Source organism: Hyphomicrobium sp., assembly GCF_051860585.1.
In the GTDB taxonomy this organism is placed as follows: Bacteria; Pseudomonadota; Alphaproteobacteria; order Rhizobiales; family Hyphomicrobiaceae; genus Hyphomicrobium_C.
In genome coordinates this window covers 1-12981 of record NZ_JBHYDS010000016.1, presented here as the reverse complement: position 1 = coordinate 12981, position 12981 = coordinate 1, and the positions used below count along the sequence as shown (strand labels likewise).

Sequence of the window (12981 nt, the reverse complement as noted above, 5' to 3'; positions counted from 1 at the left end):
GTGAGGGGGCCTGCAGCATGCGCAGACGGTCGCGCGTGTCGCACGCCCCCTCACCCTAACCCTCTCCCCTTGGGGAGAGGGAACTTAGCCCGAAAGCCCGCCGCCGAGGGTCGGCACGTCGAGCACGGAAAAACCGTAGTGGCGCAGCCAGCGGAGATCGGCGGAAAAGAACGCGCGAAGATCCGGCACGCCGTATTTCAGCATCGTCAGTCGGTCGAGGCCCATGCCGAACGCGAAGCCCTGGTACTTCTCAGGATCGAGCCCGCAGTTGATGAGCACGTTCGGATGCACCATGCCGCAGCCGAGAATTTCGAGCCACTGGCCGGGCTTGCCGATTGCTTCCGCGCCGATATCGACTTCCATCGACGGCTCCGTGAACGGGAAGTGCGACGCGCGGAAACGCATCTTCACATCCGAAACCTCGAAGAACGCCTTGCAGAATTCCTCAAGCACCCACTTGAGATGGCCCATGTGCGTGGTCTCGTCGATGACCAGCCCTTCGATCTGATGGAACATCGGCGTGTGCGTCTGGTCGCTGTCGCAACGATAGACGCGGCCAGGCGCGATGATGCGGATCGGCGGCTTCCGGTTCTGCATCGTCCGGATCTGCACCGGGCTCGTATGCGTTCGCAGAAGCAACCGCGACCCATCGGGCTTCGGCGGGAAGTAGAACGTGTCGTGTTCCTGGCGCGCCGGATGTTCGGCCGGAATGTTGAGCTTGCCGAAATTCATCTCGTCGGTTTCGATATCCGGCCCTTCGGCCACGTCGAACCCGAGGTCGGCGAAGATCTCGACGCACTCGTCGAACACTTGGCTGACGGGATGGATGCGCCCCAGCGCCTCCGGTCCTGACCGCACCGGCAGCGTCACGTCGGCGCGTTCGTGCGCGAGGCGCGCTTCGAGCGCCGCTTCCTCGAGGTCCGCGCGGCGCGCCTCCAGGGACTGCGTCACCACCGCCTTGACGGCGTTGTTCGCGGCGCCGAACGCTTTGCGCTCCTCGGGAGGCAAGGTCGCGAGCTTGGACATCTGCTGGGCGATCGGGCCCTTCTTGCCGGTCACCTTGACGCGCACGGCCTCGAGCTGCGCGAGATCCTGCGCGGTGGCGATCTCGGCCAGAAGCTCGGATTGAAGGGCTTCGAGTTCCGACGTGCCGGTCGACGTCCCGGTCATGGGCACAACCCCTTTGCTGCTGACGGCCCAGATTGGCCCGCATCGGCCATAAGGCAGGCGAATGGGGGCCGCGGGCCGGAGAATGTCATCCCGAACGTCGCTCGGCCAGCAAGACCCGGGCAAGAGGAGAGCCCGGACAGGCGATGTCCGGGCGGGAAGAAAGACAGGCGAGACCGGCGGCGCAAGCCCGCGCGTGGCGCCCATCCCTCGACGGCGGACTGCTCCCCGCCGTCATGTTCGTGAAACCCGGCCGTGGCCGGCAAGTCGAGAGCTTAAGCGGCCTTCTTGACGGCCGCAGCAGCCTGTTCGACTAGCGCCTTGAACGCTGCCGCATCCTGCACGGCGAGGTCGGCCAGCACCTTGCGGTCGATGTCGATGCCTGCAACCGAGAGGCCGTGAATAAAGCGGCCGTAGGTCAGGCCATGCTCGCGGGTGGCGGCGTTGATACGCTGGATCCAAAGAGCCCGGAACGTGCGCTTCTTGCGCTTGCGATCCCGGTAGCCGTACTGCAGCGCCTTCTCGACGGCCTGCTTGGCGATGCGAATGGTGCTCTTGCGGCGGCCGTAATAGCCTTTGGCGGCCTTGAGAACTTTCTTGTGCTTGGCGTGGGCGGTTACACCGCGTTTGACGCGAGCCATGGGTGAGCTTCCTTATGACTGGATAGGGCGATCGAAGGCGGAGTTAGCGAGCGTAGGGCATGTACTTCTTGACGATTTTCGCGTCGGAGTCGTTCAGCACCATCGTCCCGCGTGCATCGCGAATGAACTTCGCGTGGCGCTTGATCATGCCGTGACGTTTGCCCTGGGCCGCTGCCATGACTTTGCCGGTACCAGTAATCTTGAAGCGCTTTTTGGCGCCGCTCTTGGTCTTCATCTTGGGCATTTGGCTCTCCTTGCAGTTCTAAGCGGTCCGCATGCCTTGCCAAAAAGCGATTGGCTAGGCAGACCCTGCGTCGCCACGCGCCGAGGCGCAAAGCGGGCAGAGCATGCTTTCAGTGCGGAATCCGCGGATGGTAAAAGCATAGAAGCCGCCACGGCATGCCCCGCCGGGCGGCTCTGGGCGGACTTATACGGGCGAGACTGTGCAATTGCAATATGCCCCGTCGAAGGCTGGCGACGGGTTTTGGCCGGTGAATCCGGTAACGCGGAGCCTCCAGCAAAGCCGCGGCCGGATTTCGCGACCCCTGAACAAGATTACCAAGGTTGCTGAGACAGTTCTCTGCGTCAAAACCTGATTTTGATTTGGTCAGCACGCTGCGGACACAGCATCACGGTTCACAGTTGGCGTGATTGCGGAGACTTGTTCCTGAAGTATCGTTGTTTACTTATGCTGTTCAATTCGGCATCGAGACCAGTGGTTTCCAGATCATACTCTCTTAACACCGCGCAACATCTTGCCTTTATAAAAAAGGCGGTTCATATAGGGCAATCGAACACGCCTTGGTTCACTTGCGACAGCGCCTCACGCTGACACTCAAAGTCTCCATCGCGCGATTTGATGACATCTCCGGTCATCGGGTCCGGGGATATGACGACCTGCTTTGGAGGCACACTAATGTCGAACGGCACTGTTAAGTGGTTCAACGGTCAAAAGGGATACGGCTTCATTCAGCCTGAAGAGGGCGGGGCTGATGTGTTCGTGCACATCTCGGCCGTGGAGCGTGCAGGTCTGCAAACTCTCCGCGAGGGTCAGAAGATCGCCTACGAGACGGAACGTGGCCGCAACGGCAAAATTGCCGCTGTGAACCTTCGGCCGCTTTAAGTTAAAACGAAACAAGAAGCACGGGGAGCGGACTGGTCTGCTCCCCGTTGCTTTTGCATGAATGACAGTCGGGATCGCCCAGGGAGATTGAATGGCGAAGGAAGAGATGCTCGAGTTCGAAGGTGTGGTGGAGGAGGTGCTTCCCGACGCCCGCTGCCGCGTAAAGCTCGACAACGGACATGAAGTCATTGCCTACACGTCGGGACGGATGAAGAAGAACCGCATCCGTATTCTTGCCGGCGACAAGGTCACGGTCGAGATGACGCCCTACGATCTCACCAAGGGCCGCATCAACTTCCGCCACAAGGACACCCGGTCCGGCCCGCCTTCGACGGGTCCGGGCGGCGGTCAGCGTCCGCGGCGCTAGTCGGCCACCCCGCGCACGCGTGCGGCACCACTCGGTTTGTGAAAATCGGATCACGGAATGCAGCTCCCGCGCGAACGATCCCGGTGCTGCGCAGCTTCGACGAAGCCAAGGCGCGGGAGTTCTACGTCGGCTTTCTCGGTTTCACGATCGACTGGGAACATCGGTTCGAGCCGGACCTGCCGCTCTACATGCAGGTGAGCCGCGACGGCATCGTGTTCCACATCTCGGAGCATCATGGCGACGGCTCTCGCCCGGCGCCAATATTCGCGTGATGGTCGAAGGTCTGCGCGAGTTGCATGCCGAGCTGACTGCCAAGCGCTACAAGAACGCCCGGCCCGGCCTCAATACTCCGGACTGGGGCGGGCTTGAAATGTCGATTGCGGATCCGGCCGGCAACCGCATCACGTTCGTGGACGTGTAGCGCGCTCAGCGCCTGCGCTCGCGCCGTCACGCCCCCATCACGGATAGGCGAACCCGAAACGGAAGCGCGTCAGCTTCCCCTTCTTGAATTCGTATTCCGCATAATAGATAGGAAACCCGAAATCCTTGAGCTCCGCATCGCGGTCCGCGGCGGTGATCTCATACTCGAAGAACAGCTCGTCGCCGTTTTTCTCTTTTGATTTGAAGCACGTCCCGAACAGCGCCTGCACTTCGGCGACGCTCATTCCCAGCTCCACGCCGCGCCCGGATTTGAAACTCTCGATCGGCAAGTCACGCAGCACCAGCGCTTCCGCGCCGGCGGCCTTGACCTCGACTTCCGAATATTCGTCCTCAACGGCGCCGAACGCAGCGAACAACACCAGTTCCTGCGCACCGCTCCGCGAGACGAAACGCGTATGCGGCAGATCTTCCTCGCTCTCGATCAGATCGGCGCCCGAGCCCACGATGGCGACCGCGCTGTCGCGGTCGGTGAGTTTGATGCCGTTGATCGAAACATCCGGACTCTTCATCCGGCATTTGCTATGCGCCGCTCCTGGAAACGCCAGCAACGCCATGACCAACAGAAGGTGTGCAGCGGAACTGCAGCGAAACCGCATTGAACGTCTGCCCCCGCCGTTCAATCGAGATGAAGGGCGCGAGCATAATCAATTCATCCACAACGACCAACGCAATTTGCGACAAAGGCCGGAATGGGTCCGTACAAATGTGGACACTCACACCGACCGGGGCCGTGCGAGTTCGACGCCGCGGCCTGCGGGAGCGTCGCGGCCGCGGGCATTGGCGCGCGCGCTGTCGATGTTGGACAGAAAGAGCTTCGCGGCCGCCTGCCAGGTGAACGCCAGCGCCGCCTCGCGGACCGCGGCGCGATCGAGACCCAGGGCCGCCCGCGCAGCCGCGCCGAGATCCCGCGACAGCACGCCGGAGACGCCAGCCGTGACGAGATCCTTGGGTCCGATGGCCGGAAATGCGGCAACGGGCACGCCCGACGCCATGGCCTCCAGCATCACCATGCCAAAGGTGTCGGTCAGGCTTGGAAAAACGAAAACATCGCCTGACGCGTAGCAGTCGGCGAGATCGTCGCCTTCGCGAACGCCGGTGTAAATGACGTCGCCGTAGCGCGCCTGCAGATCGGCGAGCTGCGGACCGTCACCCACCACGACCTTCACGCCGGGCAGGTCGAGCTGCAGGAACGCCTCGATGTTTTTCTCGACCGCGACGCGGCCCACATAGAGAAACACCGGATCGTCGCCGAACAGCCGCTTCGCGCGCGGCCGGAAAAGGTCCGTGTCGACGCCGCGCGTCCAGGGCATCAGGCGCTGGAAGCCGCGCGCCGAGAGATCGGCCGCCAGGCTGTGCGTCGCCACCATGACGCCGGCGCTGCGCGCATGGAAGCGTTTCTGAAAAGCGTAAACCCAGGCTTCGGGCACCGGCCAGCGGGCGCTGACGTAATCCGCAAAGCGCGTATGGAAACTGCTCGTGAAGGGCAGCTTCCGCCGCGTGCAGTAGCGCCGCGCCATCCACCCGACCGGCCCCTCGGTGGCGATGTGGATCGCGTCCGGCCCCGCGGCCTCGATCAGATCCGTGCAACGTTTGAGATCTGGCAGCGCGAGTCCGATGTCGGGATAGCTCGGGCACGGCACGCAGCGGAAATTCTCAGGCCCGAGCACCGCAAGCTCGATCCCCATGCGCTTGAGTTCGGCCTGAAGCCGCTGATAGGTACGCACGACGCCGTTGATCTGCGGCGACCACGCGTCCGTCGCCAGCAGAATGCGCATTACGCGGCCTGAAGCGCTGCTGTCTCGGCCGGCGTCTCGGCGGCGTGACTACGCACCACGTCGTGCCAGCGGATCAGCTCGATGTCTCCGTTCTCCGTTTCTCCGATCGCCGTGCAGCTCTCCACCCAATCACCGGTGTTGATGTAGTGAATTCCGCCGATGTCGCGGTTCGCCGCGTGATGGATGTGGCCGCAAATGACGCCGTCGACGTGCTGGCGCCGCGCTTCTTCGGCCAGCGCTTTCTCGAACTCGCCGATGAAATTCACGGCCGTCTTGACGCGGTGTTTGAGGTAGGCCGACAGCGACCAGAACCCCAGCCCCAGATGGCGCCGGACGAAATTCAAGGGCGAGTTGAGCCACAGCGCGAACTCGTAGCTGCGGTCGCCGAGGAACGCCAGCCAGCGCGCGTACCGCACCACCACGTCATACTCGTCGCCGTGCAGCACGACGAAACGCCGGCCGTCGGCCATCGTGTGAATGGCCTGCCGCTCGATCTCGATGCCGCCGAAGTGCATGCCCGCGTAGTCGCGGATGCCCTCGTCGTGATTACCGGGAATGAACACCACGCGCGTGCCCTTGCGCACCTTGCGCAGGATCTTCTGCAGCACGTCGTTGTGGGATTGGGGCCAAACGGCGCCCCGCTTGATGCGCCAGAAGTCGATGATATCGCCGACAAGGTAAATCGTCTCGGCGTCGATGTGCTTCAGAAACTCGAGCAGAGCATCCGCCTGCGACGAGCGCGTTCCGAGATGCACGTCCGATATGAACAGAGTTCGATATGTCCGCTCCATCCCCATGCGTAGAACCTCCGATCCGCCCAGTGGGGTCTCTCGGCTCCTTAGAACGGGATTTGCATTTCAGGAGTATGACAATGAGCCGGCCGGGACGCGGCCGGCCGCCCGAAGGGTTGAAAAGCCGCGGATACTAGTAAATCCGCACCGGAAAATAGCGCTCCACGATCTCCTGGAATCGGCCGCTCTGCCGCACCTTCTTGAGGGCGTCGTTGATCAGGGTTTTGATCTGCGGATCGTTTTTCGGCAGCGCCATGGCCAGCCCGTCGCCGAAGTACTTGGGCTCGAGGAACGCGTCGCCCTTGAACTCGCAGCACTGTCGCGACAGCGATCCGTTGATCCAGAGGGCGAGGCTGATCGCGTCGTCGAAGATCAGCTCCACCTTCCCCTGTTGTAGCGCCTCCCGCGCCAGCTCCGGGTTCTCGAACAGCACGATGCGGCTGTCCCTGTAGAACGCCCGCACGAACGCCTCATGCGCGGTGCCTTTTGCGACACCGATGGTCACGCCGTCGAGCTCGTCGGGCCGCAGGTCCGGCCGCGCCTCGCCGGTTTTTCCGGCGAACCGCCCCGGCGTGTAGAAGTAGCGATCGGAAAAGTCGACCTCGGCCAATCCGCCGGCCGTGACGCGATGAGCCGCGATGACGGCATCTGCATCGCCCCGCTTGAGAGCGCCCAGCAGCTCTTCCCAGGGCTTGACCTTGATATCGCAGGCCGCCCCCACCTCGAGGCAGATGGCGCGCGCGAGATCGACGTTGAAACCGGAAAGCACGCCTTCATCGTCGTAGTAGTTGAAGGGCGGAAATTCACCCTCGGTGAGAAAGCGGATGACCACGCGGCGCGGTTCGGTCTGTCCGTCCGCCGCGATCGTCGCCGGAGTGCTCTCCTGGCCGAGGGCAGCTACCGGCGTGAACGCCGCAGCGACGCAAACGAGCACGACGCCCGCACAGCCTATCGCCGCGCACGCGCGTGAATGCGCCGCCCGCACGCACCTGCGTGCGCGACCTCCAAAGTCCGAGAGCACGGTCTGGACCGACATCTGGCGAGCCTCACGAGAACTTGTCCCAAACTGCTATTCAACATCGAAAGCATTATGGCAAGATCGATACCGGAGCGAGCTGTGTGAACAGCTCATTGGGGAGCTCGGGGGGGGCCGGTCCGACGTGGATCAACGTGCTCACGTAAGCCGACGTGTCGGCCCGCTTGCGCCGCAGAGCCGGCTGCGCCCTCATCCTGGCCCTCGCCCTGGCGCCCCTCCAGGATCGGGCAAACGGCTCCACCGGAATTATTTGGAGCCCAAACTCCCGAGCGCCGTCGAACGGCGCGACCTCCATGCCGCCGTGAACGGCCTCCGCCAGGCGATGCCCGATCTGTCGGCCGCAATGCCGATCTGGGTCTGGCAGAAACACGCGCTGTTTGGCGCCGCATCGGCCCTGATGATCGCCGCCGCGGTTTCGCTGGCGCACACACTGTTCCTGCTCGCTGCCATTCTCGCCGTCCCGTTCTTCTGCGTCGTGGCGCTGAAATCGGCCGCCCTTTGGTACAGCGCCTCGAGGCTGGGCCGCACCTCCGCGCGTCTCGTCGAGCCTGAACCGGCCGTTCTGCCCCGCTATTCGCTCCTGATCCCGCTCTACGACGAGGCCGCCATCGTTCCCGATCTCATCACGGCCATTGAGCGCATCGATTACCCGGCGGAAAAGCTGGAGGTGTTCCTCATCCTCGAAGACGTCGACATGACCACACGGGCGGCAGTCGCGGCCCAACGCATGCCGCGCTACATCTCGGTGGTCATCGTCCCCGACGGCCAGCCCCGCACGAAGCCTCGCGCGCTGAATTATGCGCTATGCCGCGCCACGGGCGATTTGATCGTCGTCTACGACGCCGAGGACATGCCCGAACCGGACCAACTGCGCCGCGCCGCCGCGCGTATGGCCGCCGATCCCGCCGTCGGCTGCCTGCAGGCCCGCCTCAACGTCATCAACGACGGCGAGACGTGGCTCACGCGCCAGTTCGCGATCGAATACACAGCCCTGTTCGATTGCATGCTGCCGACCCTCGAGCACTTCAACCTTCCCGTCCCGCTCGGGGGAACGTCCAACCACTTTTCGAGAGCGGTTCTTCAAAAGGTTGGCGGTTGGGACCCGTTCAACGTCACCGAGGATGCGGACCTCGGCATCCGCCTCGCCCGCAAAGGCTACCGTGTCCAGGTTTTGAACTCGACGACGTGGGAAGAAGCGCCCGCGACCTATCGGACTTGGCGCAATCAGCGCACCCGCTGGCTCAAAGGATGGATGCAGACCTACCTGGTCCACATGCGCCGCCCCCTCACGACCGCCCGCGATCTCGGGTGGCTGCGCTTTTTCGGGCTCCAGGTGCTGATGGGCGGGCTGATCCTGTCCGCGCTCGTTCATCCGTGGTTCTACGCCGCCGCAATCTGGGAAGCCGTCGCGGGCCGCCCGTGGGCTATCCTTGATCCTGGCCCGGTTTCGCATGCCATCGGCATGATCGCCTTGACCAACCTCGTCCTGGGCTACGTCACGGGTGTCGCCCTGGGCGCCATCGCCGTCGCCGGCCGCGGCCGCTACTGGCTCGCTCTGTCCGCGCTGCTGATGCCGATCTATTGGCTGTTGATTTCGCTGGCGGCCTACCGTGCGCTGTATCAGCTCGCCACGACACCCTACGGCTGGGAAAAGACGCCGCATCGGCCACGAGCCGCCTTCACCCGCGCCACCAGCGCCGGGACAAAAAAATAGCCGCCCGGTCGGGGCGGCTTTTGGGTAACCGGATGGCCCGGCCTATCGGCAGGGCGTCCGCAAGCAACGGAGACTCAGCGCCCGAATCCGAGCGATGCGAGTTCGACCTGGCACTTCTTTCCGAGCTGAAAATACTTCACGGCCACGCAGGCCTTGACCTTGCTGACTGTCGGCTTGGCGCCGATGCACAGGCGGCGGACATCGGTCTCGCACGCGGCCCGCAGCTGCGGCGTCACTTCCGGCGGCATCTTGAAGTCTTCTGCAATAGCCACCGTTGCGGCCATCGCGCCTCCCAAAGCCAATACCACCCGCTTTACGCTCATTCCCGTAGCCCCTCGATTGTTTTGGATCTGACGACCCATTCACTGCACAATAAGGGCCAAATTGTGCAGCGCGAAAAGTTCCGGAGCCCAAAAGTTAATTCACACGGGTCCTGTATCCCGCAGGCCGCAGTGGCCTGTGGGAATATCCTTATATTTGAAACACATATGACAAGTTCAGCGCGCCACGAACACTCTCGACTTCATACTGTCGCGCGCCGCCTTCAGGCGTCTCAGTTCGGGCCAGCCGAGACACCGGTCGGCAAGGCGCACGTGACGCCCGTGCCGCCGAGCCCGCAATAGCCGTGTGGGACCTTGGCCAGATACTGCTGATGGTAGTCCTCGGCAAAATAGAACTCCGGCGCCGGCAGGATCTCGGTCGTGATCGCCCCAAACCCGGCTGCCGTCAGATTGCGCTGGTAGGCCGCCTTGGATTGCTCCGCAGCCGCCGCCTGCGCATCCGAAAAAGTATAGATTCCAGAGCGATACTGCGTGCCGGCGTCATTCCCCTGCCGCATGCCCTGGGTCGGGTTGTGGCTCTCCCAGAACGTCTTGAGCAGCTGTCCGTACGAGATCACGGCCGGATCGTAGACCACGAGCACCACCTCGTTGTGCCCCGTCCGCCCGGTGCAAACCTCGTCGTAGGTCGCATTCGGAGTGTACCCGCCGGCATACCCGACGGCCGTCACCCAAATGCCGGCGCCGAGCTCCCAAAACTTGCGCTCGACACCCCAGAAGCAGCCCATGCCGAACATCGCGGTCTCGAAGCCGGCCGGGTAGGGTCCCTTGATGGGCCGCCCGAAGATGAAATGCTCTTCCGCCGTGGGGAGCGGGGTGGGCCGGCCCTTGAGAGCCATCTCGGGCGCCGGCATTTCGGTCTTTTTTCTTGAGAACAGCATTGTCTCACCTGACTGAATACGCATGTGATCCTAATACGAACCGCGGCGCGCCGCGTTTCAAGCGTCACCGATCACGACTCCGGGAAACCGCCGCCGCAACCGCTCCGAGGGCTTCATGGACATCGTCGCTTGGCTCTTCTCGGCGCTCCTGACCGCCGCCGGCGTCCTGTGGGCCCTTGTCTGGTTCCTGATCGGCGGATGGGTTTCGACCCTGCTCCAGATCGCAGTCCTGATCGTCGTGATCTATGGATTGAAATATGGGTGGCGCCGCGCGCCTTTCGAGATCTGGCGGCGCACGCAATCGTTCGGACGCTTTTTCTGGAACTGGATCCGGGCCCGCGAGCCCGATACCCGCACCATGGCCCAAGGCCCCGAGGTCATTCGCGAAATCCGCGTCCACGAATTCGGCGATATCAACATTTCGACCGTCATGTCGCTGGCGGCGATCGTCGGCCTCTGGTGCGTCGCGGCGCTCTAACGTGCTTCCGGAAAAGTGCCGCGCGAGGAGCACCACACGACAAAATTCTTCCCGCTGCGGACTTGGCATCGACATGAATGGGCGGTCTGAGATGCTCCGTCGTCGCGGCGGCATCTGCTGGCGCACACACCAGCCCCTTTAACTGACGTCATCCCGGCGAAGGCCGGGACCCACGCCAGTCTGCAACTTGCGTCGCATAAAATCCGAGAAGAATTGATCCAAACCGTTGCCGGCGATAAGCGCCACCTTGGCTTAAGCCGGCTTCGGCGCCTGAAACCAAGGCTGGGAATCTCCGGTGAAGACGAAGTAGAGCGCGGCGCCCTGGATGATGATCTGCGCCACGCTGAGAAGCGCAACGGCGGGATTTGCTTCGAGCAGCAGAGAGATATTCTGAAGCGTCGGCCACAGACCCAGCACGAACATGACCGCGAACAGCATCCGCGCCCAGTTCTTGCGCTTGCGCACGATCAGCCAGATCAGCAGCAGAATGATGCCGAGTGTCGCCAGCGCGACGCCGGCCACAAACGCCATGCCGCCGAGCGCCTCGATGTCCGGCAGGCCGGCTTGCCGCGACGCATCGAGAATGAGATTCAAAAGCGCGATGCACACCGAGGCGTACATAAGGCGCTCGAAAATGACGACGTTCTGAGGCATGGCGCGATCTCCGATCCGCTCGATCGGATGGCAGAATGTCACTTGTCGGACCGCCTTCCAAGCCAGCGTCGCTTGGACTGCTAAACACCGACCGGCGAACCCGCCCAGAACCGCAAATTGAAACGTGAATTGAAACGCAAAACGCCGCCCGGGCATAAGCCAGGGCGGCGCTTGGTAGACGATGTGAAGAGGATTTGATGAATTCGAATTTTTTATTCACAGCACGCTTTTGCAGACCTGGCGACGACCTACTCTCCCGCGTCTTAAGACGAAGTACCATTGGCGCTGGGGCGTTTCACGGCCGAGTTCGGAATGGGATCGGGTGCAGCCACCCCGCCATAATCACCAGGTCGGCGAAAGCGTGATGTGAATGAATTCTTGGTCTTTCCTGTGCTCCTACGCCCATCGTGAGCGGCTACGCCTTTTCGCGCCTCTAGGCGCGAGCGCCAATCATATCGAAGACTAGCTTCGAGATGAGGCGCCGGCACAATTGCCGCCCCCGCAATGAAGCCTGCGCGAAGCTCGTGTCAGAGACATGAGCTCGCGGTCCGGCTCCGTAAGCGAATACGATGAGCATTGCTTAATGAGAGCGATCGAAGTTCAATCGAACGATTAGTACCAGTAAGCTACATGCGTTGCCGCACTTCCACACCTGGCCTATCAACGTGGTGGTCTACCACGGTTCTCAAGGGAGAACTCGTTTCGAGGTGGGTTTCCCGCTTAGATGCCTTCAGCGGTTATCCCGTCCGCACATAGCTACCCTGCTGTGCCGCTGGCGCGACAACAGGTCCACCAGAGGTGCGTCCAACTCGGTCCTCTCGTACTAGAGTCAGATCCTCTCAATTCTCCTACACCTACGGCAGATAGGGACCGAACTGTCTCGCGACGTTCTGAACCCAGCTCACGTACCTCTTTAAATGGCGAACAGCCATACCCTTGGGACCTGCTCCAGCCCCAGGATGAGATGAGCCGACATCGAGGTGCCAAACGATTCCGTCGATATGGACTCTTGGGAATCATCAGCCTGTTATCCCCGGCGTACCTTTTATCCGTTGAGCGATGGCCCTCCTCACGTGGGGCCACCGGATCACTATGACCGTCTTTCGACTCTGCTCGACTTGTCAGTCTCGCAGTCAGGCAAGCTTATGCCATTGCACTCGACAGCTGATTTCCGACCAGCTTGAGCTTACCATCGCGCGCCTCCGTTACTCTTTGGGAGGCGACCGCCCCAGTCAAACTACCCACCATACACTGTCCCGGACCCCGATAAGGGGCCGCGGTTAGACATCCATGTCAACAAGGGTGGTATTTCACATTTCGGCTCCACGAAAGCTAGCGCCTCCGCTTCAAAGCCTACCACCTATGCTACACATGCCAGCACGAATGCCAGTGTAAAGCTATAGTAAAGGTGCACGGGGTCTTTCCGTCTGACCGCAATTACCCCGCATCTTCACGGGGAATTCAATTTCACTGAGCCGATGCTGGAGACAGTGGGGAGGTCGTTACGCCATTCGTGCAGGTCGGAACTTACCCGACAAGGAATTTCGCTACCTTAGGACCGTTATAGTTACGGCC

The 12981-nt window shown here is 62.2% G+C and carries 14 protein-coding genes, 2 rRNA genes and 1 pseudogene; 5 read left to right on the top strand and 12 right to left on the bottom strand.

What is annotated here, in order from left to right; genetic code table 11:
* Positions 1–84 precede the first annotated feature (84 nt).
* The 3 genes from pheS to rpmI all read right to left on the bottom strand — a co-directional run bounded on the left by pheS (position 85) and on the right by rpmI (position 2052).
* On the bottom strand, positions 85–1170 hold the full coding sequence (gene pheS, locus ACTIFK_RS18220; protein ID WP_439544435.1) for a phenylalanine--tRNA ligase subunit alpha: 1086 nt from the start codon (positions 1168–1170) through the stop codon (positions 85–87).
* 272 nt (positions 1171–1442) lie between these two features.
* Positions 1443–1808, bottom strand: coding sequence for a 50S ribosomal protein L20 (gene rplT, locus ACTIFK_RS18215; protein WP_439544434.1), 366 nt, complete (start codon positions 1806–1808; stop codon positions 1443–1445).
* A gap of 43 nt (positions 1809–1851) precedes the next feature.
* Entirely contained in the window at positions 1852–2052 is a 201-nt protein-coding gene (rpmI, locus tag ACTIFK_RS18210) for a 50S ribosomal protein L35 (protein WP_439544433.1), read from the bottom strand.
* Positions 2053–2724: 672 nt separating this feature from the next.
* Between rpmI and ACTIFK_RS18205 the strand changes: the two genes are divergently transcribed.
* From ACTIFK_RS18205 to ACTIFK_RS18195, 3 genes and pseudogenes are all read left to right on the top strand, one after another.
* Positions 2725–2931, top strand: a complete 207-nt coding sequence (locus tag ACTIFK_RS18205) for a cold-shock protein (RefSeq protein ID WP_020084059.1) — start codon at positions 2725–2727, stop codon at positions 2929–2931.
* A gap of 91 nt (positions 2932–3022) precedes the next feature.
* Positions 3023–3298: a translation initiation factor IF-1 gene (gene infA, locus ACTIFK_RS18200; RefSeq protein ID WP_439544432.1), complete on the top strand. Its 276-nt coding sequence runs from the start codon at positions 3023–3025 to the stop codon at positions 3296–3298.
* 44 nt (positions 3299–3342) lie between these two features.
* A pseudogene (locus ACTIFK_RS18195) lies at positions 3343–3719 on the top strand (glyoxalase superfamily protein).
* A gap of 37 nt (positions 3720–3756) precedes the next feature.
* Here the strand turns inward: ACTIFK_RS18195 and ACTIFK_RS18190 are convergent.
* The 4 genes from ACTIFK_RS18190 to ACTIFK_RS18175 all read right to left on the bottom strand — a co-directional run bounded on the left by ACTIFK_RS18190 (position 3757) and on the right by ACTIFK_RS18175 (position 7239).
* Positions 3757–4248, bottom strand: coding sequence for a hypothetical protein (locus tag ACTIFK_RS18190; RefSeq protein WP_439544431.1), 492 nt, complete (start codon positions 4246–4248; stop codon positions 3757–3759).
* 204 nt (positions 4249–4452) lie between these two features.
* Entirely contained in the window at positions 4453–5514 is a 1062-nt protein-coding gene (locus tag ACTIFK_RS18185) for a glycosyltransferase family 4 protein (protein WP_439544430.1), read from the bottom strand.
* Positions 5514–6311 (bottom strand): UDP-2,3-diacylglucosamine diphosphatase, encoded by a 798-nt coding sequence (locus ACTIFK_RS18180; protein WP_439544429.1) that lies wholly within the window; start codon positions 6309–6311, stop codon positions 5514–5516. The genes ACTIFK_RS18185 and ACTIFK_RS18180 overlap by 1 nt, the downstream gene beginning before the upstream one ends.
* A 127-nt stretch (positions 6312–6438) precedes the next feature.
* A complete protein-coding gene (locus ACTIFK_RS18175) occupies positions 6439–7239 on the bottom strand; it encodes a transporter substrate-binding domain-containing protein (RefSeq protein WP_439544428.1) in 801 nt (266 codons plus the stop codon).
* Between the two features lie 352 nt (positions 7240–7591).
* Between ACTIFK_RS18175 and ACTIFK_RS18170 the strand changes: the two genes are divergently transcribed.
* The gene (locus tag ACTIFK_RS18170) at positions 7592–9055 is read left to right on the top strand and encodes a glycosyltransferase (RefSeq protein WP_439544427.1); all 1464 of its coding nucleotides are present in this window, start codon (positions 7592–7594) and stop codon (positions 9053–9055) included.
* A gap of 74 nt (positions 9056–9129) precedes the next feature.
* Here ACTIFK_RS18170 and ACTIFK_RS18165 read toward each other — a convergent pair whose 3' ends face one another.
* Together ACTIFK_RS18165 and msrA are read right to left on the bottom strand one after the other, a co-directional pair.
* Entirely contained in the window at positions 9130–9339 is a 210-nt protein-coding gene (locus ACTIFK_RS18165) for a hypothetical protein (RefSeq protein WP_439544426.1), read from the bottom strand.
* Between the two features lie 269 nt (positions 9340–9608).
* The gene (msrA, locus tag ACTIFK_RS18160) at positions 9609–10274 is read right to left on the bottom strand and encodes a peptide-methionine (S)-S-oxide reductase MsrA (RefSeq protein ID WP_439544425.1); all 666 of its coding nucleotides are present in this window, start codon (positions 10272–10274) and stop codon (positions 9609–9611) included.
* 115 nt (positions 10275–10389) lie between these two features.
* Here msrA and ACTIFK_RS18155 point away from each other — a divergent pair, with 115 nt between their 5' ends.
* On the top strand, positions 10390–10752 hold the full coding sequence (locus ACTIFK_RS18155; RefSeq protein WP_439544424.1) for a hypothetical protein: 363 nt from the start codon (positions 10390–10392) through the stop codon (positions 10750–10752).
* A gap of 252 nt (positions 10753–11004) precedes the next feature.
* On the opposite strand, the gene ACTIFK_RS18150 is transcribed toward ACTIFK_RS18155, so the two are convergent.
* From ACTIFK_RS18150 to ACTIFK_RS18140, 3 genes are all read right to left on the bottom strand, one after another.
* Positions 11005–11406, bottom strand: coding sequence for a hypothetical protein (locus tag ACTIFK_RS18150; RefSeq protein WP_439544423.1), 402 nt, complete (start codon positions 11404–11406; stop codon positions 11005–11007).
* A 235-nt stretch (positions 11407–11641) separates the two neighbouring features.
* A 5S ribosomal RNA gene (gene rrf / locus ACTIFK_RS18145) occupies positions 11642–11756 on the bottom strand.
* A 241-nt stretch (positions 11757–11997) separates the two neighbouring features.
* Positions 11998–12981, bottom strand: a 23S ribosomal RNA gene (locus tag ACTIFK_RS18140); the annotation flags it as partial.

What these genes read in the sequence shown, in the direction of transcription:
- pheS (WP_439544435.1), bottom strand. Translation starts at nt 1,170, where the DNA reads ATGACCGGGACGTCGACCGGCACGTCGGAACTCGAAGCCCTTCAATCC.
- rplT (WP_439544434.1), bottom strand. Translation starts at nt 1,808, where the DNA reads ATGGCTCGCGTCAAACGCGGTGTAACCGCCCACGCCAAGCACAAGAAA.
- rpmI (WP_439544433.1), bottom strand. Translation starts at nt 2,052, where the DNA reads ATGCCCAAGATGAAGACCAAGAGCGGCGCCAAAAAGCGCTTCAAGATT.
- ACTIFK_RS18205 (WP_020084059.1), top strand. Translation starts at nt 2,725, where the DNA reads ATGTCGAACGGCACTGTTAAGTGGTTCAACGGTCAAAAGGGATACGGC.
- infA (WP_439544432.1), top strand. Translation starts at nt 3,023, where the DNA reads ATGGCGAAGGAAGAGATGCTCGAGTTCGAAGGTGTGGTGGAGGAGGTG.
- ACTIFK_RS18190 (WP_439544431.1), bottom strand. Translation starts at nt 4,248, where the DNA reads ATGAAGAGTCCGGATGTTTCGATCAACGGCATCAAACTCACCGACCGC.
- ACTIFK_RS18185 (WP_439544430.1), bottom strand. Translation starts at nt 5,514, where the DNA reads ATGCGCATTCTGCTGGCGACGGACGCGTGGTCGCCGCAGATCAACGGC.
- ACTIFK_RS18180 (WP_439544429.1), bottom strand. Translation starts at nt 6,311, where the DNA reads ATGGGGATGGAGCGGACATATCGAACTCTGTTCATATCGGACGTGCAT.
- ACTIFK_RS18165 (WP_439544426.1), bottom strand. Translation starts at nt 9,339, where the DNA reads ATGGCCGCAACGGTGGCTATTGCAGAAGACTTCAAGATGCCGCCGGAA.
- msrA (WP_439544425.1), bottom strand. Translation starts at nt 10,274, where the DNA reads ATGCTGTTCTCAAGAAAAAAGACCGAAATGCCGGCGCCCGAGATGGCT.
- ACTIFK_RS18155 (WP_439544424.1), top strand. Translation starts at nt 10,390, where the DNA reads ATGGACATCGTCGCTTGGCTCTTCTCGGCGCTCCTGACCGCCGCCGGC.
- ACTIFK_RS18150 (WP_439544423.1), bottom strand. Translation starts at nt 11,406, where the DNA reads ATGCCTCAGAACGTCGTCATTTTCGAGCGCCTTATGTACGCCTCGGTG.